At 40.3% G+C, this 20,299-nt stretch carries 18 protein-coding genes and 2 pseudogenes; 10 read left to right on the top strand and 10 right to left on the bottom strand.

The annotated features are described in order from the left end of the window. The first annotated feature begins 78 nt into the window (after positions 1-78). Positions 79-979: pseudogene (locus LBYS_RS04235) on the top strand (IS1595 family transposase). Positions 980-1,592: 613 nt separating this feature from the next. On the opposite strand, the gene LBYS_RS04230 reads toward LBYS_RS04235, so the two are convergent. Genes LBYS_RS04230 through LBYS_RS04220 form a run of 3 tightly spaced genes read right to left on the bottom strand, consistent with a single transcriptional unit; the run spans position 1,593 to position 3,140 of the window. Then, a complete protein-coding gene (locus tag LBYS_RS04230; protein ID WP_013407653.1) occupies positions 1,593-2,069 on the bottom strand; it encodes a hypothetical protein in 477 nt (158 codons plus the stop codon). A gap of 12 nt (positions 2,070-2,081) precedes the next feature. Then, on the bottom strand, positions 2,082-2,528 hold the full coding sequence (locus tag LBYS_RS04225; protein WP_013407652.1) for a DUF6973 domain-containing protein: 447 nt from the start codon (positions 2,526-2,528) through the stop codon (positions 2,082-2,084). A gap of 3 nt (positions 2,529-2,531) precedes the next feature. Further along, positions 2,532-3,140 carry a hypothetical protein gene (locus LBYS_RS04220; RefSeq protein WP_013407651.1) on the bottom strand — a complete coding sequence of 203 codons (609 nt, stop codon included), beginning with the start codon at positions 3,138-3,140 and terminating at the stop codon, positions 2,532-2,534. A gap of 227 nt (positions 3,141-3,367) precedes the next feature. On the opposite strand from LBYS_RS04220, the pseudogene LBYS_RS04215 reads away from it, so the two are divergent. The 3 genes and pseudogenes from LBYS_RS04215 to hemW all read left to right on the top strand — a co-directional run. Continuing rightward, positions 3,368-4,130 (top strand): annotated as a pseudogene (locus tag LBYS_RS04215) (IS1595 family transposase); the annotation flags it as partial. 236 nt (positions 4,131-4,366) lie between these two features. Continuing rightward, entirely contained in the window at positions 4,367-5,143 is a 777-nt protein-coding gene (locus LBYS_RS04210; protein ID WP_013407649.1) for a class I SAM-dependent methyltransferase, read from the top strand. Positions 5,144-5,147: 4 nt separating this feature from the next. Next, complete coding sequence (hemW, locus tag LBYS_RS04205) at positions 5,148-6,278, top strand: radical SAM family heme chaperone HemW (RefSeq protein WP_013407648.1); 1,131 nt, start codon at positions 5,148-5,150, stop codon at positions 6,276-6,278. On the opposite strand, the gene LBYS_RS04200 is transcribed toward hemW, so the two are convergent. The 3 genes from LBYS_RS04200 to LBYS_RS04190 form a co-directional block, all read right to left on the bottom strand. Then, positions 6,275-6,694 (bottom strand): BrxA/BrxB family bacilliredoxin, encoded by a 420-nt coding sequence (locus LBYS_RS04200; protein ID WP_013407647.1) that lies wholly within the window; start codon positions 6,692-6,694, stop codon positions 6,275-6,277. The genes hemW and LBYS_RS04200 overlap by 4 nt on opposite strands. A 74-nt stretch (positions 6,695-6,768) precedes the next feature. Further along, entirely contained in the window at positions 6,769-7,089 is a 321-nt protein-coding gene (locus tag LBYS_RS04195) for an iron-sulfur cluster assembly protein (protein WP_229310459.1), read from the bottom strand. A 33-nt stretch (positions 7,090-7,122) separates the two neighbouring features. Continuing rightward, positions 7,123-7,545, bottom strand: a complete 423-nt coding sequence (locus LBYS_RS04190) for a SufE family protein (RefSeq protein ID WP_013407645.1) — start codon at positions 7,543-7,545, stop codon at positions 7,123-7,125. Positions 7,546-7,626: 81 nt separating this feature from the next. On the opposite strand from LBYS_RS04190, the gene LBYS_RS04185 reads away from it, so the two are divergent. After that, the gene (locus LBYS_RS04185) at positions 7,627-8,922 is read left to right on the top strand and encodes a nucleotide sugar dehydrogenase (protein ID WP_013407644.1); all 1,296 of its coding nucleotides are present in this window, start codon (positions 7,627-7,629) and stop codon (positions 8,920-8,922) included. On the opposite strand, the gene LBYS_RS04180 is transcribed toward LBYS_RS04185, so the two are convergent. From LBYS_RS04180 to sufC, 3 genes are read right to left on the bottom strand one after another with little or no spacing between them, the layout of a single operon-like run. Further along, on the bottom strand, positions 8,917-10,137 hold the full coding sequence (locus LBYS_RS04180) for an aminotransferase class V-fold PLP-dependent enzyme (protein WP_013407643.1): 1,221 nt from the start codon (positions 10,135-10,137) through the stop codon (positions 8,917-8,919). The two genes, LBYS_RS04185 and LBYS_RS04180, sit on opposite strands and share 6 nt — an antisense overlap. Next, positions 10,134-11,432 (bottom strand): Fe-S cluster assembly protein SufD, encoded by a 1,299-nt coding sequence (gene sufD, locus LBYS_RS04175; protein WP_013407642.1) that lies wholly within the window; start codon positions 11,430-11,432, stop codon positions 10,134-10,136. The genes LBYS_RS04180 and sufD overlap by 4 nt, the downstream gene beginning before the upstream one ends. Before the next feature lie 16 nt (positions 11,433-11,448). Beyond that, positions 11,449-12,210: a Fe-S cluster assembly ATPase SufC gene (sufC, locus tag LBYS_RS04170; RefSeq protein ID WP_013407641.1), complete on the bottom strand. Its 762-nt coding sequence runs from the start codon at positions 12,208-12,210 to the stop codon at positions 11,449-11,451. Positions 12,211-12,370: 160 nt separating this feature from the next. On the opposite strand from sufC, the gene msrB reads away from it, so the two are divergent. The 4 genes from msrB (at position 12,371) to LBYS_RS04150 (ending at position 14,965) form a co-directional block, all read left to right on the top strand. Beyond that, positions 12,371-12,817, top strand: a complete 447-nt coding sequence (msrB, locus tag LBYS_RS04165; protein WP_013407640.1) for a peptide-methionine (R)-S-oxide reductase MsrB — start codon at positions 12,371-12,373, stop codon at positions 12,815-12,817. A 52-nt stretch (positions 12,818-12,869) separates the two neighbouring features. Further along, positions 12,870-13,424, top strand: coding sequence for a hypothetical protein (locus tag LBYS_RS04160; protein ID WP_013407639.1), 555 nt, complete (start codon positions 12,870-12,872; stop codon positions 13,422-13,424). After that, positions 13,424-14,494, top strand: a complete 1,071-nt coding sequence (locus LBYS_RS04155; RefSeq protein ID WP_013407638.1) for a M42 family metallopeptidase — start codon at positions 13,424-13,426, stop codon at positions 14,492-14,494. The genes LBYS_RS04160 and LBYS_RS04155 overlap by 1 nt, the downstream gene beginning before the upstream one ends. A gap of 99 nt (positions 14,495-14,593) precedes the next feature. Next, positions 14,594-14,965 carry a VOC family protein gene (locus LBYS_RS04150; RefSeq protein ID WP_013407637.1) on the top strand — a complete coding sequence of 124 codons (372 nt, stop codon included), beginning with the start codon at positions 14,594-14,596 and terminating at the stop codon, positions 14,963-14,965. On the opposite strand, the gene LBYS_RS04145 is transcribed toward LBYS_RS04150, so the two are convergent. Beyond that, positions 14,955-18,734 (bottom strand): hybrid sensor histidine kinase/response regulator transcription factor, encoded by a 3,780-nt coding sequence (locus LBYS_RS04145; protein ID WP_013407636.1) that lies wholly within the window; start codon positions 18,732-18,734, stop codon positions 14,955-14,957. The genes LBYS_RS04150 and LBYS_RS04145 overlap by 11 nt on opposite strands. A gap of 140 nt (positions 18,735-18,874) precedes the next feature. Between LBYS_RS04145 and LBYS_RS04140 the strand changes: the two genes are divergently transcribed. Continuing rightward, the gene (locus tag LBYS_RS04140; RefSeq protein ID WP_222836537.1) at positions 18,875-20,296 is read left to right on the top strand and encodes a hypothetical protein; all 1,422 of its coding nucleotides are present in this window, start codon (positions 18,875-18,877) and stop codon (positions 20,294-20,296) included. The last annotated feature ends 3 nt before the right edge of the window (positions 20,297-20,299 follow it).

The raw sequence follows: 20,299 nt of genomic DNA, 5'->3' as shown, positions 1-20,299 counted from the left end.
TCTTTTTCATTCGAATTAATCTTGATCCGGAAACACACCTAATATTTTTAGTAAATTAGGGCAGCAAGAAGAAGAGACATGAACATCTTCAGTTTTACAGCACATTTCGGTACAGAGGAGGAGTGCCGTTTGCATTTCAAGGCGCAGCGGGACAAGGAGGGGGTTGTCTGCAAGTGATGCGGGGGCAGCTCTCATTTTTGTTTACATGGCTAATGGAGTTACGAATGCAAAAGTTGCCGTTTCCGTATCTCTTTGCGTAGCGGTACGATCATGGAGAGTTCCAAGCTGCCGTTTCTGGTGTGGTACAAAACCATGTTCCTGATGAGCTGCACCAAGAAGGGGTTCTCGACCAATGAGATACAGAAGCAATTGGGCTTGAAGCGTTACGAACCGGTATGGGCGATGGTACACAAGCTCCGCAAAGCGATGGGCAACCGGGATGCCCGGTACACGCTTGAAGGGATGATAGAACTGGATGACGGATACTTTTCGGTGGCCAGCAAGGAAATCAAGCGGGGCAAGGGTACACGCGGCCGGGGAGCCGAGGGCAATCAGAACGTTGCGGTGATGGCCGAAAGCACGCCGTTGGAAGATATCGAAACGGGCAAAAGGGAGAAGCATGTGCGCTATTTCAAGGCCAGGGTGCTGGATAGCCACCAATGTGAGGGAATCAACGAACTGGTCAGGGACTGCTTGGAGGATGAGGCTATCGTCTTTTCGGACAAAAGCACCTCTTACCTTGACATCTCCGATCTGGAGGAATTGCACGTCACCGAGATATCCGACGCCAAAACCACCAGGGAAATGGGTACATAGCGCTATCAGCAATGCAAAACGGACATTGCTGGGCAATTACCATAAAATCAAAAGGAAGTACCTCCAGCTCTACCTCAATGAGTTCATTTATAAACTCAATAGAAGGTATTTCGGAGACAAACTATTTGACAGACTGGTCATTGCAAATATAACAGGTGCGTAAACGGATAATCAGTAGTCTTATATTGACAAATATGAGTTTAATTCCCTTAAAGGAAATATTGAAATTCTAATCAATGGTAATACAAAGTATAAAATATTTTCTGACTTTTTCACAGCTCACATCAATAAGATTTATCAAGTTGCAAATAATAGCGGCATTGCAGACATTTTCAAACAAACAGTAGTTGCTGAATATACAGATTCTCATTTCTTATTAGAGCGAGATAAATGGTTTATAGGTGATCTCTTTGAATTAGATTTTTCTTCCGTTTAATAAAATAGAACACAGAAAAGAACCCCAGCAATCTACAATTCTACTCAACCCCACAGCCAGTTGCATCGAAGCGTTGAGCAGGGCAAAGTGTCAGGATAACGGTTCGGGACAACAAGTTGCCCTGACGTCATGAGGGAGTGCCTTTTGACCGCCCGGAACACGAGGAGACATCAAATTAGTACAAGCCTACATGCTTTTCAATCCATATTATCTTATTTAAAAACTGTAAGTATCCAATCCAAAAGGAACCAAATCATCAGACTTACGGCCAGGATTCATAAGGCTTCTTCGGAATAAAGTCGTTATCAGTACTAACATTTTAGCCTGAAATTGAATTTCGTTAAAATGTAGGATTACCATTAGTTTTTGGTTGTATTCTTTCCGCGCTTGAAGCATACTTCAATTGTTTTCCTTTGATAATAAGAGTATAGTCGTCAACCCTTACTACGTTTTCAGACCCTTCAAGATCTTCCAATTCGATGCCCATTGAAATAAAGTCAGCTAAATCAGACTCCGAAATATTTATGTATTGCCTACCCCATCCGCTACCAGGGTCCAGACATACCGTAAGTCTCATATCTGACCTGTTATAATTCAATATAAATCGACCATTTTTCTTGGATATTACCTCATAAAATTGCTTATCCTTGCTACTTGAATTGTAGAAGCTATTAAGCTCCTGAATTGCAGAGGCTCTTTGTTCTTCTCTACTTCCATACTCGATAAATTTTGTTCCTACCTCTGGATCAACATTCTCCTTACAGGAAAAAAGAGTAAGTAAGAATAGGGGAAATAAATATACACATCTACTAATCATAATTTACTTGTTTTAGTTTTCGATATATACATTATGCTGATGTCCTCCATATAAATTGTTATATAGATTATTCCAAGTTGTTGAATTATTACCTCCATGAATAACTAAAATACTGGTCCAGTTAGTCGCTTGATCATAATATGTTGCAGAATTTGCTCTGGCATACCAGGTGTCCAAGATTTTGCTGACACTTGGCATTTTCCTTAAAGGCCCAATTCCCCAACGAACCTCATCGTCCATCCAGTTCCTAGCAGATTGATTGTTATGTAAATCCATCGCTGCCCTTGCATCGTGTATCTGGCTGCCATCATCATTCTTTTCATGGGCCGATGTTCCATTTTGTGCAAAGTTAATAGCATTAGTTTTGCTGGAAGGCGTACTAGTTATAATATATCTAATAATCAGGAAGTTCCAAATGCCATGTTTAAAAGCGTTATTCTTTTTATTGTCTTCATCCACTCCCTATATACTGCCTGTGAAACGGTTTGCGTCATCTGCCGCATTTATATAGGCTACTGCAAAGGCCGGATTTCCCAGCAGTATATTTCTTTCAGGATCAGTCAATGAGCCAGGTGAAGGTCCTGAAACTTTTAAACCGGCCTTTCTTTTTTCCAAATGGACCACATCAGATATAACATCATTTTTGGCCAGGGTATTATAATAATCGAAGATAATCTCTACTTTAAGCAAAGCGTCATCCATACTTTTGATTGATGGAATATCAACTATGATTCTCTTAAAATCCTGATGGGAAATACTGTCGTAGTTCACCCGGGGATATTTAGCCAAGTTTCTGTTAAGAATTGTACCCAGTTCGTTGTAAGTCAACCGGGTTCCGGAAGTCTCTCTGGCATTTCGACTTAATTTCGAATTGATATAAGCCTCAAGTTGCTGCTGGGTTTGGTCAAACAACTCTTCAGGAAAAGCCTTAGGGATTCTGATCTTTTCTCCTTTGAAAGAAAGATACTTTTCAGAATCAGTTGTAGAAGGATTAAGTGTGTTGTCCTTACAAGAGTGCGCAAATAAACTGATTGCAAATAAAATTGCTACCGCTAAAATTGATTTTCTCATGGTATTTTGAATTCAAATTTGTGAGAAAATTTAGGGACTAAGTTGCTTTTAAAAATTGCGTTACTCAGAAAGAGATTTCAAATATTGTAAAAATAAGTAACTATGTGGTGAATTATAGTAAGAGTATTTATTAAACGGTAATTTTTCTTAAAGAAATGCCAACAAATCAGGCAACAAATTATTGAATTATTTAGTTTTGGGTGTAGCTAGCTAGGGGAAGATGACAGAGTTACGAATGCAAAAGTTGCCGTTTCCGTATCTCTTTGCATAGCGGTACGATCATGGAGAGTTCCAAGCTGCCGTTTCTGGTGTGGTACAAAACCATGTTCCTGATGAGCTGCACCAAGAAGGGGTTCTCGACCAATGAGATACAGAAGCAATTGGGCTTGCAGCGTTACGAACCGGTATGGGCGATGGTACACAAGCTCCACAAAGCGATGGGTAACCGGGATGCCCGGTACACGCTTGAAGGGATAATAGAACTGGATGACGGATACTTTTCGGTGGCCAGCAAGGAAATCAAGCGGGGCAAGGGTACACGCGGCCGGGGAGCCGAGGGCAAACAGAACGTTGCGGTGATGGCCGAAAGCACGCCGTTGGAAGATATCGAAACGGGCAAAAGGGAGAAGCATGTGCGCTATTTCAAGGCCAGGGTGCAGGATAGCCACCAAAGTGAGGGAATCAACGAACTGGTCAGGGACTGCATGGAGGATGAGGCTATCGTCTTTTCGGACAAAAGCACCTCTTACGTTGACATCTCCGATCTGGTGGAATTGCACGTCACCGAGATATCCGACGCCAAAACCACCAGGGAAATGGGTACATATCGCTATCAGCAATGCAAAACGGACATTGCTGGGCAATTACCAAAAAATAAAAAGGAAGTACCTCCAGCTCTACCTCATTGAGTTCATTTATAAACTCAATAGAAGGTATTTCGGAGACAAACTATTTGACAGACTGGTCATTGCAAATATAACAGGTTCGTAAACGGATATTCAGTAATCTATATCAAGGTTTTGGAAACTAGAAATTTTATTCTGTACACATGGACTAGTTGGGGATATTAATGTGGCTTTAATTATTAATGTGGCTTTAATAAGAATATAATAGCTTAATAAATTCCTCTCTTTGTCCACGGCTTTAGGGCATAAGTCCATTTCTGCTCTTTTACCACGTTATCATTTGGAATTTATACTTTACTTTTGTGGTATAAAATTCGAATAATGTCTAAGTACGCGACCACTGAAATAACAAGTGCAGAAATACCATCCGATAATCCGGTTCACCAGAGGCTATATTTTCCCTATGAAGAAGCAGCCAAAATCATTTCCGGAAGAGTTTTGGAATTAGGATGCGGCTGGGGACGTGGTGTTGAAAAATTGATACAATCCTGTGATCATTTCACCGGTTTAGACAAAAATGAACCTTTAATCAAAGCTTTACAAGAGAAGTATCCTGATCATTATTTCAATACGGTAGACCTACCCTATCTGAATGAGTTTGCAGATAATAGCTTTGACTTTGTCGTTACTTTTCAGGTAATTGAGCATATCCAAGATGATCATAAATTCCTCCAGGAGGCTTGGAGAGTCTTGAAACCGGGAGGAAAGATTCTGCTCACTACGGTAAATAAAGACTATTCACTTAGCAGAAATCCTTGGCACGTGAGAGAATATAGAACTGAGGAATTAAAAAGTTTAATGAAAAAGTACTTTAGTTCGCTGGATGCGAAAGGTGTAGGTGGAAACGATAAAGTTTGGGCTTACTATGAGCAAAACAAAGCTTCTGTTCATAGGATTATGCGTTGGGATATATTTGACTTGCAACATCGTCTTCCCGCCTGGATGCTACGCATACCTTACGAGATTCTGAATCGCTTTAATCGTAACCAATTGCTCGCAGAACCGGGTAGTCTGGCCGCAGAGATCAATTGGGATGACCATTACTTAAGTGATGAACCGGAAAAGTGTATTGACTACTTCTTCGTAGGGACCAAATAAGTCCATGCACCTCTACCTACATATCCCTTTTTGCAAGCAAGCTTGTCACTATTGTGACTTCCATTTTAGCACTCAACTGAGCTATAAAGCTAAAATGGTGGATGCTATGTGCAAAGAGATAGAGTTGAATTCAAGCTATTTGGTAGAAAAAAATCTCGAAACACTGTATTTTGGTGGTGGCACTCCTTCCCTTCTGAGCAATTCAGAACTGGAGAAAGTACTGAAAAGCATTCAATACCATTATTCCTTGGAGAACATCAAAGAATTCACCCTCGAGGCGAATCCGGATGATATACATCCTGACCGACTACAACTCTGGAAAGAGTTGGGTGTTACTCGCATTAGCTTAGGTATTCAGACTTTTAACGAAGTTTTTTTGAAGTTTATGAACCGGGCACATACGGGTATAGAAGGCGAAAGAGCATTGCAACTTCTGTTTGAGTATGGTTTTGAACATTCTTCAGCGGATCTTATATATGCTAAAACCGGGTACCATTTAGATACAGAGAGACAGGCAGAAATCTTAAAGAAGGATATTGAAATACTCAGCAGGTATCCCCTTAAACATGTATCAGCTTATCATTTGACCATAGAGCCGGACACCGTTTTTAGTAAGTGGAAACTGGCGGAAGTCAGTGAAGAGTATTCTGTGGAGCAATATAAGATTGTTACAGATACCTTGGGTAGTATGGGATATGAACAATACGAGGTGTCTAATTTCGCCAAAGACGGTTCATACGCTATACATAACTCGGCGTATTGGAAAGGCCACGAATACTTAGGAATAGGTCCTTCTGCGCATTCCTATAATGGAAATTCACGACAGTGGAACATTGCGCATAATCACAAATACATGTCGGCCATAGAAGAAGGCAGGATTCCTTGTGAAGTGGAAATTTTAAGCAAGGCGGAGAAACTGAACGATTATCTACTTACCGGATTACGTACCATCTGGGGAGTATCTTTAAAAGAAATATCCCGGATCTATTTGGATTTACCTCAAGAATTCCGGGATACTTTGGCTCGCTTAACATCAGAAGGATTATTGGTTCAGGAGGAGGATAACATCCGTATTTCCCCTACTGCCCGACTCCTTTCTGACAAAATAGCTTCAGAACTTTTTATAGTAGATTAAGCTACACATACTTCATCATACACTGCAGCTAAGTGTGTACCGATGATTTGTGCAGATCTACCCTCAATGTGATGTCTTTCAACAAAATGTACTAACTCTCCATCTTTAAATATAGCAATAGAAGGCGAAGACGGAGGCATAGGGATATATTCACGTACACGTTGTGTAGCATCAATGTCAAATCCAGCAAAAACAGTGTAAAGCTCGTCAGGCTTATTTTCTGTTAGTTCAAGGGACATTTTAACACCAGGACGCATAGTTCCTGCTGCACATCCACATACCGAGTTTATGACTACTACAGCCGTGCCTTTTTGATTTGCAAAAAAATCATCTACCTCTTGAGGAGTAGTAAGTTCTTTAAATCCTACCGATGTCAATTCTTCTTTCATCGGAGCTACTAAATGAGCAGGATACATAGTTCAATTAATTAATCCCTTACCCTGAGGGGTTTAACGATATAGTTTTATTACGTATTTGGGTAGAATACGTATTACATAAATCCTAATTCCAATTTAGCCACCTCACTCATCATTTCTGTAGAATAAGGGGGATCAAAAGTTAGTTCAATAGACACGTCATTCACCCCTTCTATGGTTCTGATTTCAGTTTCCATGTCCACCGGGATGCTTTCCGCAGAAGGACAAGACGGAGAAGTAAGGGTCATTAAAACGTAAACATTATTGACCGGGAAAATCTTGATGTCATAAATTAATCCCAATTCATAAACATCTACCGGAATTTCGGGGTCATAGACACGTTTTATGGCTTCTATCACCTTTTCTTTTAAGTCCTCCATCTCTTTGTTTTCCATTTAGATAATAACGCAAATAAAGCGGGATTGGTTTCAAGACTCTGTACTTCTGAAGGCTAATGCATAGGTCTTCATCTGTTTCACCATAGCTGCTAATCCATTGGAACGGGTTTGTGCCAAATGTGAACTTAATCCGGTTTCATTGATGAAGTACAAATCAGCATCAAGAATTTCTTGTGGCGTATGACCGCTTAGGACCTTCAGTAACATACTAACTAAACCTTTTACAATGATGGCCTGGCTATCCGCTTCAAAGTACACTTTGCCACCTTCATATTTAGCAGAAAGCCAAACTATAGACTGACAGCCTTTAATAATATTGTCTTCTGTCTTATGCGCATCGTCCATGGGAGGTAATTTTTTACCCAGGTCAATGATATACTCATATTTTTCTTCCCAATCATCAAATAGGGCAAAGGTTTCTATGAGTTCGTCTTGGATTTCATTTATTTTCATGCTGCAAAGTTCCGAAAAATCTGGTAGTCCAACAAGGCAAATAGAGGTTTTGGATTTACCTTTGGGGATCAATCTTTACACATGGAGTTTAAGTATCATTTAGCCATTATCGGGCAGGGTTATGTAGGACTACCTCTAGCTATCGAATTTGCTCATCATTTCCCTGTTTTAGGATTTGATATCCAAGAAGAAAGAGTAAGAGAATTAAACGCTGGACAGGATAGAACCCTAGAGGCTGATTTGCCAAAATTGAAGCATGTTCTGCAATTGGGCAATAAAGAACCATGGGCAGAAGGCTATAGGGCCTCATCGTCACTCGAAGATCTGAAGAAGGCTAATGTCTTTATTGTTACTGTTCCTACTCCTATTGATACCTTTAATGCACCAGATCTTAAACCATTACTTTCAGCCACAGAAATGCTGGGAAAAGTCCTTAAAAAGGGAGATATGGTTATTTATGAAAGTACAGTATTTCCGGGATGTACGGAAGAAGAATGCGTACCTGTGTTAGAGAGAGAGTCGGGACTAAGGTATAATGTAGACTTTTATGTAGGTTATTCTCCGGAAAGGATAGTACCTGGCGACAAGGTTCACACTTTGACAAAGATCAAGAAAGTAACCTCAGGTTCAACCCCGGAGATTGCCAAAAAAGTAGATGATCTGTATAAAAAGATTATAGAAGCAGGCACCCATTTGGCTCCATCTATCAAAGTAGCAGAAGCTTCAAAGGCCATTGAAAATGCACAAAGAGATATCAATATTTCTTTTGTCAATGAATTGGCATTGATTTTTGACCGGATAGGGATAGATACCCATGATGTGCTTGAAGCTGCGGGAACGAAATTCAACTTCCTCAAGTACCAACCGGGCCTGGTAGGCGGGCACTGTATCTCCGTGGATCCTTACTATCTGGCGCATAAAGCTACCCAATTGGGCTATCATCCAGCAGTAATTCTATCCGGACGCCGAGTAAATGATTCTGTGGCAGAGTTTGTAGCCTCAAAGGTGGTTAAATTAATGATAGAAAAGGATCTTCAAGTGAAAGGATCTAAAGCGCTGGTCTTAGGTTTTACCTTTAAGGAAAACTGTCCGGATGTGAGAAACACCAAGGTGATAGATGTTTATCATGAATTGAGAGAATATGGTCTAGAGGTAGATGTATATGATCCATGGGCAGATCAGGAAGAAGTAAAGCACGAATATGGACTTCAGCTTATAGAATCATTACCAGATGCCGCTACCTATAATTCCATTATATTGGCAGTTGCTCATAGGGAATTCCTGGAAATTGATTTGAATACGCTTAAAAAAGAAAAAGCCGTGATATTTGATATCAAGGCTTGTCTTCCACGAGAAATAGTGGACGGTAGATTATAATAGAAACCTCCTCACCTTTTGTAGGCCGGCTATCAAGGCGTCAATCTCTTCTTTAGTATTGTAGGGCGCAAAGGAAGCACGTACCGTGCCAGGAATATTGAATCTTTGCATCAAAGGTTGAGTACAGTGATGTCCTGTTCTCACCGCTATCCCTTGTTGGTCAAGTAAAATTCCTATATCTTGAGGATGAACACCATCCATCACAAAGGATACCACACTTACTTTCCTTTTGGCTTCACCTATAATACGTATTCCTTCTACTGCTTTTAATTGGGCAGTAGCATATTGTAGCAATTCCTCTTCATACGCATGTAGTGCCTCTTTATCTAAGGAATCAAAGAATTCCAAACCGGATTTAAAAGCAATTACATCTGCGATGTTAGGAGTTCCCGCTTCAAATTTATAAGGAAGATCCGCATAAGTAGTTTTTTCAAAGGTAACCTCTTTGATCATCTCTCCACCGCCTCTGTAGGGAGGCATGGATAATAGAAGATCTTTTTTTCCATAGAGGATACCTGTGCCCGTTGGACCGAATAATTTGTGCGCAGACAAGGCATAAAAATCAGCGTCCAAGGCTTGCACATCAACGGGGATATGCGATGAGGCTTGTGCTCCATCTATCAGCACCTTTGCTCCCACTTCATGAGCCTTTTTGATGATATACTCTACAGGATTTATAGTACCCAAAGCATTCGATACATGAACTACAGACACGAATTTTGTCTTCTCTGTAAGTAGTTTATCAAATTCCTCCAGAATTAGATCACCATGGTCATCTATAGGAATAACCTTGAGCACACAGCCATTTTTCTCACATAGCATTTGCCAGGGAACAATGTTCGAGTGGTGCTCAAGATTACTGATTAGAATCTCATCACCGGCTTTTAGAAAAGCTTCACCATAGGTTCTAGCAACTAAGTTTATGCTGTCTGTAGTTCCGTAAGTAAAGATGATCTCTTCATGGGAACTAGCATTCAAAAACTTTTGTACGCTTTTCCTTGTAGCTTCAAAAGCAGCTGTAGCTTTTTCCGCTAAGTAGTGAATTCCTCTATGTATATTAGCATTAGAAGAGGCGTAATAGTCCTCTAAGGCATCCAGTACTACTCTAGGTTTTTGAGTAGTGGCTGCATTGTCAAAATATACCAAGGTTTTGCCCGCAATTTGGGTATCCAAAATGGGGAACTGCTTTCTTATGTCCGATACGTTGAAACTCATGCTTGAAGTTTCTGTAAGATCAATACGTCTAATTCTTCTCTTAAGGTTTCCCACTTGAATTGAGAAACTACATCCTCAGCAAAAGCTGCCAATTGAAGTTTCACGGCTTCTGCTTTTGGTATACCTCTGGACTGCATATAGAAAATAGCTTCCTCATCCAGTTTACCTGTGGTAGTTCCGTGAGAACATTTCACGTCATCAGCCCAGATTTCTAATTGAGGTTTAGTGTTCATAGAAGCACTATCAGATAGGATGACGTTTCTACAGTTTTGGTACGCATTTGTTTTTTGCGCATCCTGTTGAACGTAGATCTTACCGTTAAATACTCCTTTGGATTTACCATCCAAAATGCCTTTATACAACTCGTTACTTTCAGAATTAGGTTTTCTATGATCCACGAGGGTATGGTTATCCACTAATTGGTTTCCGTTTGGAATATATAAACCATACATATGGCTTTCAATGTACTCCCCATCCAGAACTAGATTCAAGTTGTTACGAACAAAACCTCCATTAACTGTTACAGTAGCAGCATAGAAGTAAGATTTATCCTTCTGTACCACCTGGGTAGTACCTACATGGTAACTGGCATCATTCTCGTCTTGAATCTTATAATAATCCACACGAGCGTCTTCTGCCACAAAGATTTCAGAAACGGCATTGGTAAAGGCGGCTTGTTCTCCCACGCTTTGGAAGATTTCCACAAGCTTTACTTCCGCATTTTTATCCACTACCGTCAAGTGGTGAATGGCGTTAAATGCTTCCAAGTTTCTGCTGTCATTGATATGCTTGATCAAAACCGGTTCTTCCAAAGTGGCATTTGCTGGTACGTAAACCACGGCACCTTGTTGAGCAAAGGCTACGTTTAGAGCCGAAAGTCCTTCCTTTTGGAAATTAACCGCTTTGCCGTAATGCTGATTTAGGATCTCTGGTATCTCTGTTTCTGCTTGTTTAAAGTCTAAAACTTTGATGCTTTCATTATGCAAGTCAGACGAAAGCTCAGGCACAAAGTTTCCATTTACAAAGACCAAAGAGATTCCTTTTAAAGTAGAAAATGGTAGAGCAGACAAATCTTCTGCTATCACGTTCACTTCTGTGGCACGTTGGAAATTATGTTTTTCCAAACCTTTCAGGTTAGCATACTTCCAGTCTTCGTGCTTAACGGTAGGAATACCTAATTGTTTATAAGATTCAAAAGCTTCCTTGCGTATTTGATGGTAAGGCCTCTCAGATTTACCATTTAAATTCTGAAATAGAGCATCAAACTCTACTTCAACGTTTGTCAAAACAGACATATATCTTCAATTTTTCTTAAGCGGAAACAGAATCTGCTTCTGCTTTAATCCAATCATATCCTTTTTCTTCCAATTCCAATGCCAACTCTTTAGTACCTGACTTCACGATACGGCCTTTGTAAAGTACGTGTACGTAATCAGGAACGATGTAGTCTAATAGTCGCTGGTAGTGCGTTACTACTACGAATGAGCGATCTTTTGAACGCAATTGATTCACGCCATCAGCTACAATTCTAAGTGCATCAATGTCAAGTCCGGAGTCTGTTTCATCCAAAATAGCCAGAGTAGGTTCTAGCATGGCCATTTGGAAGATTTCATTTCTCTTCTTTTCACCACCGGAAAAACCTTCGTTTAAAGAACGACGTAATAATTGATCATCAATCTTTACGGTTTTAGCTTTTTCTTTCATTAATTTCAAGAATTCAGCTGCGTCCAAAGGATCTTTTCCATGGTACTTTCTGATTTGATTCAGGGCTGTTTTCAAGAAATTGATGGTAGTTACTCCGGGAATTTCAATTGGATATTGAAAAGCCAAGAAAATTCCTTCTGCTGCTCTTTCCTCAGGGGCTAACTCCAGCAAATCCTTTCCATTAAATTCCACACTTCCGCCTGTTACCTCGAAGGTGTCTCTGCCGGCGAGTACAGAAGCTAAAGTACTTTTTCCTGAACCGTTAGGTCCCATGATGGCATGAACCTCACCTGGTTTGATCTCCAGATTAATGCCCTTCAATATTTCCTTATTTTCTACTCTTGCCTGTAAGTTACTGATACTCAGCATATTTTTACTTAAATTCGTGTTTTCGGTTACAAAGATACTCGGTTTTGGCCGAATGACTAATATATAATTTAACTAATTCTAAGCTGCAAGCGTTCAATAAATCTGCTTTTTGACACTTTTATGCCTATATTTCTGTTTAAATACTATAAGCCTGAAGCGTATGTATAAATATGTATTATTGGCACTAATGATTTCTTGTACCTCACAAAAGGAAATGAGTATGAACAAAACGGAACAAGAGTGGAAAGAATTACTCACTCCCATGCAGTATTATGTAATGAGAGAAAAAGGCACAGAGAGGCCTTTTACAGGAGAATATTGGGATCATAAAGAAAAAGGTGTGTACAAATGCGCCGGTTGTGGAGAGCAATTGTTCACTTCTGATCAAAAATTCGATAGTGGATGCGGGTGGCCTAGTTTCTATGATGCCTTAGACAAATCGAAAATCAAGGTAGAAAAGGATTTCAGCCACGGCATGATACGTGAAGAAATCATGTGTAAGAAATGCGGCGCGCATCTAGGTCATGTTTTTGATGATGGTCCGGCTCCTACCGGTCTCAGATATTGCGTAAACTCTGCGAGTTTAGGTTTTGAAAAGAAGAAATAGTTTGGGGAAAATTTAATTTATCCCCAAATTTGAGCATTAAACACCGTATTTGATGATAAATAGAATTGCCCTGGTGTGTTCTTTAGCATTTTGGGCTTGCCAAAATCAAACGGAAACCCATACTCCTGACCCCTTGGAAGAAGTGAAGAAGAGTTTTGAAGTCAGGTCTTCTTCCTATGATAGCGTAAGTGTAGTGGATGCCGATAGTCTATATACCTTCTATTTTCTTCCAAAGGATACTATCGAAGATATGGGCGGACAATTATACGGAGCTTTTTCTTTACATAAGTACGATATTCTCAAAGGTGACATCAATGGAGATGGCTTAGAAGATGCTGTTTTCAAATACACTTTTTCTCCCTACAAGCAGAACAATCAGTTGACCTATTTCAAAATACTTCTCCGGAAGGAGGATACCTTACAGGAAGTGGGTGAAATCTTTGGCGGGGCTAACTGTGAAGGTCCTCAATTATCTGCTAAAGAAATTCGTTCTGGAAATGTGGTCTTTCATGCACTGGACTACGCTAACGGAGATCCATGCAGTTCTCCAAGTCTGAAGAGCACCATGACTTTTAAAATTGAAAATCAAAAAATAGTTAAACTATAATGTCAAAGAATATAGAATTCCTATATCAGTACTTGAACAATGCTTCACCTACTGGTTTCGAATCTACCGGTCAACAGATCTGGCTAGATTATTTAAAACCGTATATAGACGACAAGATTATTGATGTGTACGGGACTGCGGTAGGTGTAATCAATCCGGGACAAGAGTATAAGGTGGCCATTGAGGCTCACTCGGACGAGATCTCCTGGTTTGTGAATTATATCACAGATAGCGGGTACATCTATGTACGTAGAAACGGAGGTTCTGATCACCAAATCGCTCCATCCATGCGTGTCAACCTACACACGCGTAAAAACGGTATTGTAAAGGGTATCTTTGGATGGCCAGCTATCCATGTGCGTGATGCCGCTAAGGAAGAAAGTCCATCCTTAAAGAATATCTTCATAGATGTTGGCGCGGCCTCTAAAGCGGAAGTACTTGAAATGGGTATCACTGTAGGTACAGTGGTTACATTTGAAGACGGTTTGACTGAATTGAACAATAAATTCTATGTAGGTAGGGCGCTAGATAACCGTATGGGTGGATATATCATTGCTGAGGTAGCTAGAAGATTGCATGAAAACAAGGTAAAACTTCCGTTCACTCTCTACGTAGTTAATGCTGTTCAAGAAGAAATAGGCTTGAGGGGGTCAGAGATGATCTCTAGGCGACTAAAACCGGACGTAGCCGTGTGTGTAGATGTAACTCATGACACACAAAGTCCTATGTATGATAAAAAGAGAGACGGTGATATAGCCTGCGGTAAAGGTCCTACCCTATCTTATGGACCTGCGGTTCAGAATAACCTATTGCATATGTTGATTGATTTGGCTGATGAAAAACAGATCCCATATCAGTTAGCTGCTGTAAGCAGATCCACAGGGACAGATACAGACTCTTTTGCATACTCAGGAGAAGGGGTTGCTTCAGCTTTGATTTCCCTTCCTCAAAAGTATATGCACACCACCGTAGAAATGTGCCATAAAGACGATATTGATGCATGTATAGATTTGTATTATGCTTTCCTAACTAATTTGAAAGCAGGTACAGACTTTAGATATATAAAATAAGGCTGAATTATGGCGAGTAGAAGGCGACCTAAAAAAGGGTCGCCTTTTCTTGTTTATATGGAAAATTTTTCTTAACTTTCTTTATATAAGTAATGTAAAATGAGCCCCTTATCATGGATTGAGATCTATGTAGAAGATATGGATAGAGCCAGAAGCTTCTACGAATCAGTATTTTCAGTGGAACTGAATGAAATTCCCATGGAAGGAATTGACTCTGAGATCCAAATGTATGTCTTCGGTAGCTTTGATAATCATCCGGGAATAGCTTTGGTAAAAAATCCTCATTTACAACCCGGATCAGGGGGCACTATAGTTTATTTTAGTTCCAAAGATTGTAGTATAGAAGAATCCAAGGTCCTTGCTGCAGGAGGAAAGATCATTCAAGAAAAATCCGGCATAGAGGATTTTGGGTATTATTCCCTCCTGATGGACTCAGAAGGGAATCCCATAGGTGTACATTCTATGTTCTAGAATTCTTTATATATTCTGAAGGATTTGTTCCAAATTCTTCTTTGAAACACTGTCTAAAGTAAAGCATACTGGAAATTCCTACCTTAAAGGACACTTCTGAAACCGTAAACTCTCCTGTACTCAAATATTCAGCTGCTTTTTGCATCTTAACCTTACGAATAAACTCATTTACAGATCCTCCGGTTAATGCTTTGATCTTTCTATATAAGGTAGAATGACTCATGTGCATTCCTGCCGCCAGGAATTCTACATCCAGCTTTTCCATTTCCAGATTAGCTTCAATTCTCTGTTTTACTTTACTGAGAAATTCTTTGTCAATACGACTTAAAGTAGGTGTAGTCTCCCCACTTTCTTTTACTTCCTTCACCAGTTTCTTTTGGGCATCCAGAAGATTTTCGATACGGGAGATCACCAGTTGTGCAGAGAACGGCTTGGTTAAGTAAGAGGCAATCCCTAATTCATACCCCTCTATCCTATCTTCCGTAGTATCTTTTGCGGTCAAAAGGATAATGGGAATATGACTGGTGTGAATATTTTCTCTAAGTTTTCTGCTCAAACTCATACCGTCCATGACAGGCATCATCAAATCTGTGATGATGAGTTCCGGCATATGCTCTTTGGCTAGTCTGAGGCCTTCTTGTCCATTAGCAGCCACAATCACCTGAAACTTCTCCTTAAGGGTTTCTGCGATATAATCTCGGAGGTCAGTATGATCCTCTACCACCAGGATTTGTGGCTTATCGGAGGTTTTTTCTTCGTTTTTGACCGGCGTTTTATAGGGAAGGTACACCGTAAAGCTCGAACCTTTACCTAGTTCGCTGCTCACTTCTATCTTTCCTAAATGAAGCTCAACCAAACTTTTGACTAATGCTAATCCTATCCCTGTTCCGGATACTTTTGAATCCTCTTCAACTTGATAATACCGTTCAAATATCTTGTCCAAAGAGGCAGGTGGTATACCTTTCCCCGTATCACTCACTTGGATTTTCACCCAGGAGTCTCCAGATTTCTGTAACTCCAAGCGGATCTCCCCTTTTTGAGTGTATTTGAATGCATTGGAAAGAAGATTTTCCAAAACGATATGTAAAACTTCTTCATCAAAATAGATCTTATCATTCCATTCCGGTACATCTAATTCCAAGTGAATCTCCTCATTTCTATTCAAATCCTGATACTTCTTCCCTATCTCAAATACAGCTAAAGAGAGATCCCCAGGAATCAGATTCAACTTTCGCAACTGACTCTGGGTCTTTTGGAAATCTAAGATCTGATTGATAAGTGCTAGAAGTCGTAAAGAACTTTTATGTATGACTGACACCTTACTTTTGTGTGCTTCGCACAAGGTCTTCTCATTAAGAAGATCCTCTAATGGCCCTAGTATCAAGGTTAGTGGAGTCCTTAGTTCATGGGTGATATTGGTAAAGAACCGAATTCTTTCCAGATGCAATTCTTGATCCTTTTGGTGATCCCTCTTTTCTATCAAAAGAGAGTTCTCCAGTTCCATTTTTCGAGCATAAAACCTCAACAGGTAGACAATGATCGCGGCTGCAAGTCCTAGATAGAGTAGTTTTGCCCACCAACTGGCCCAAAATGGCGGTTGGATTCTGATTTCCATAGTAGCATATTCTTCTCCCCATCCTTGGTCCTTGATGCCTGATTTTAAACGAAGGGTATAATCACCCGGAGATAAGTTTCTGAAGGTCACGTACGTCTCTCCTTCAGTATTGTACCATTGCTCATTCAATCCTTCTAGACTGTAGGCATACTCTGTAACACCCTCCTGCGCAAAGTCTAAAGTATTAAAGCCAATCGTAAAGGTGTTTTCGTTATGAGATAAGGTCACTACATCTTGTAAGGGTATGATTTTTTGTCGGTTTTGTGCCAAATCATCATATACACTAAAATCAGTAAAGACGGGCTTTCGGGTTGGCAGGACGGCAGGTACCTGGCTGGGATGAAAGTAACAAACTCCATCTTGGGAGCCGAAATACAGGAAGCCATGGGCATCCTGAGCCACTGAACCGCTCATAAAATCTCCTTTTGGCATACCTTCATGTCCCCAATAGTTTATGATTTTCTCTGAGTTTCTAACATACTTTGAAATTCCCGCTATAGTGGAGAACCAGATATCCCCTGCCTCATCTTCCGCTATGGCCCGTATATGTTGATTGTGCAGAGGTTCCCGGTAGATTTTCATTTCTCCCTTAGGACTAAACCTGACAAGGCCTTCACCTGAGGCCACCCAAATGTTGCCATTCCTATCTTCTAAAATATGATTTACTGTATTGGAGGGAAAACCATTGTCTGTCCTAAATTCCTTAATTCTTCGCATCTTAGAGTCTAGAATCTGGAGGCCGTCGCCAAATGTGCCTATCCAATAATTCCCCTTCCTATCCTGCAAGCCTGCACGTACTAGGTTGCTAGACAAGCCTGAATTTTCTGCAGTATAGAGGGTATTTGATTTTTGATGCAAGAGCCCTGAACTTGTTCCAATCCACAGTTGACCGGATTTATCCTCAAAAAAGCAACGGATATCTTTGTTGACTCCGGCTACTTCCAGATGGGTAAGTTTTTGGCCTTGGGAAGTGAAAGAAAAGGCTCCACCTTGGAAGGTTCCTATCCAAATTTGTCCTAATCTATCTCTGAAAGCGGAGATGACGGCATTGTCTGGTAACTGGATATTTTTTACTCCTAAGATATCAATACCACCTCCATCTGTACCTGCCCATAACCTATTGTTTTCATCAATTGCTAGACCCCAAGCTGTAGGATACTTCTGCGGCCTGTAATTCTTGAAATATGCTTTTCTATGCGGCAGGAAGTAAACTCCGTCTCCATAACTTCCTACCCAGAGGTTTTGGAACTTATCTTGAAGAACCGTTCGGATACTTTTACCTGCTAATTCCTTTACACTTTCAAACTTAATTTTAGCAGGATCCAGATTTTGCCTTAAATCTAAAAAATGCAGACCGGATTTTTCAGTTGCTATCCATAGTCGACCATCCGCTAATTGTCCTATGCTATATACTTGCCCCAAGTTTTTATAGGCTTTTATCTCTCCATTTCTGAAGAGAGCTAGTCCTTCGTTCGTACCTATCCACACATGCCCCAGGTGGTCAATAAATATGGCTCTGACGGTATTTCCGGGTAGGCCGTGATTTTGTTGGATACGGGTGACATTCTTATCTTTCAGTCGGACGATACTAAGCCCTTGAGTCGCATGACCTATATAAAGTAAACCTTTGGGATCTTCCTTTACCGCCCAGGTTTTATCATCTGGTAGATTTTTGATCTGTAATGGAGTAAATGTGCCCTTTGTTTTGTCCATTAATGCCACTCCTCTGTGATAGGTAGCTATCCATAGATATCCCTGTCTTGAAGGAGATATATCAGTCACGTCATTTGTCATTATGGACTGGGGATTTTGGGCCTCATGAACATAACTCTTGAACGATTCTGACTTTGGATCCAGACATTGTAGTCCGGCTCTTTGGGTAGCTATCCATACTCCGGATTCATCTGCATAGACCTTGTTCAGTTCATTAGCTGAAATTCCGCCCTCTGACTTTCGGAAAACCTTGAAGGATTTCCCGTTAAATCTGTTCAATCCGTCCTCTGTAGCTAACCAGATTAAGCCCTCGGAATCCTGGCTGATACTGAGCACATAATTGTTAGATAAACCTTGTACTATTCCAAGATGACGGGTTTGGGCATGTAGGTGTAAGGGTACCCATAACAAGATGATCCAATACTTAAGTTTTTCCCGCATCTATCCTCACTTTTTTATAAATATTCCCATTTTGACTGATTTGTATATCTAAAATGACCGGAATTTATACCATCTGAAGGTTTCCGATCGAAGTAATTTTGCTATAAAAATTCCAAGATTAAATAAAACTTAATATGTTAATGAGAAAGTACTTCAACATGCTCCTCTTATCGCTCTTCTTATTAAGTAGTTGCGAGAAAGACGACGACTTCATTGACGTAGACGGTCTTCCTCCGGGACTCCTAACTGAGACAGAGAAGATTGCTACTGAACCCGGTCGAGAATTCATTATCAAGGCCAAAATTACGGATAATGATGGACTTCGTTCGGTTAATTTAAAGAATAGTGACTTCCATTTGAATAAAACCATTGATTTGACATTGGTTGGAATTGTTCACGAATATGATTTAAACTATAAATTCAAAGTTCCTGCAGATATCAAAGGCGACCAATTTCCGCTTGAAATTACGGTAACGGATTTGGGTGGAAGAACGTCTACTTCTACTGTTATAGTAAGTATGGATGGAGACTTTGACGCACCGGTTTTCACGGTTTCTCCTGATCAGGAAATTACGGTTCTTCTGAAGCCATCTACTCGCTTAAATGTGAAGTTCAATGTAGAGGATAACAAGGCTCTTGATGTAGTAAAAGTTAGCATTCCTGAGTTGAACTACGAAAAAGAAGTACGTGTGGAAGGAAAATCACTATCCTTTATAGAAGGTATCAACCTTCCAGCTGCAGTGGCAGCCTACACGCTACAATTGAAGGCTACAGATAAAGCGGGTCTTTCTACTGAAAAACAAAGTATCATTCGAGTTTCAGAAATGCCAGACTTCCCTAAGATGTATCTGTCTGACGTGGATGATGCAGCTTTATTAAACTCTGACGTCTTCGGCAGACCTATGTTAATAGAGAGAACTGCTCCATTTACATATAGAGCCAGATACTATGCAGAGAAAGCGGGTGTAGAACTACGTTTCTTACCTCAAAAAACGGACTTCGCTCCTATTGCCTTTGGTATTGATCCAGAGAATAGCAAAGTATTAACAGACGATCCAGAGATTTCTAAGCCTATAGTATTAGGAAGCAAAGGCTATTATGAAATCAAATTCAATGTGAAATCAGGTGAATATCATGTAGGAACATACACTCCTGCCGACAAGCCTCTGGCCATTGGAACTCCTATTTTATTAGATCCTACTCGTCCTGGTGAAGGCTCAATTCCCCTTCAAATTGGCCTTGTAGGTGCAGGATTACCTGATGCTGGCAACTGGAACCCTGCGGAGCCATTGATCTTAACTCAAGACAGTGAAAACAAATTCCTATTTACTGCTGAAATGAACTTAACCGCTGGTACTGTAGTAGAGTTTATCATCTCTGCACAGCATTCATGGGGATGGTGGCCTGAACCATTCTGGCGTTGGGACAGATCAAATGATCCTGAAAGCAATGTGTCTAATGGAGGAGAAAATCCTGGCAAATGGACCATTAAAACCAGTGGTAGATATGTATTCAAGTTTGATACACATTTAAAAAGATCACAATTCTTTCCAAAAAATTAAAAC

Origin of the sequence: Leadbetterella byssophila DSM 17132 (genome assembly GCF_000166395.1) — a bacterium.
In the GTDB taxonomy this organism is placed as follows: domain Bacteria; phylum Bacteroidota; class Bacteroidia; order Cytophagales; family Spirosomataceae; genus Leadbetterella; species Leadbetterella byssophila.
The sequence above is the reverse complement of the archived record's forward strand: the minus strand, read 5'-3'. Positions and strand labels throughout refer to the sequence as shown.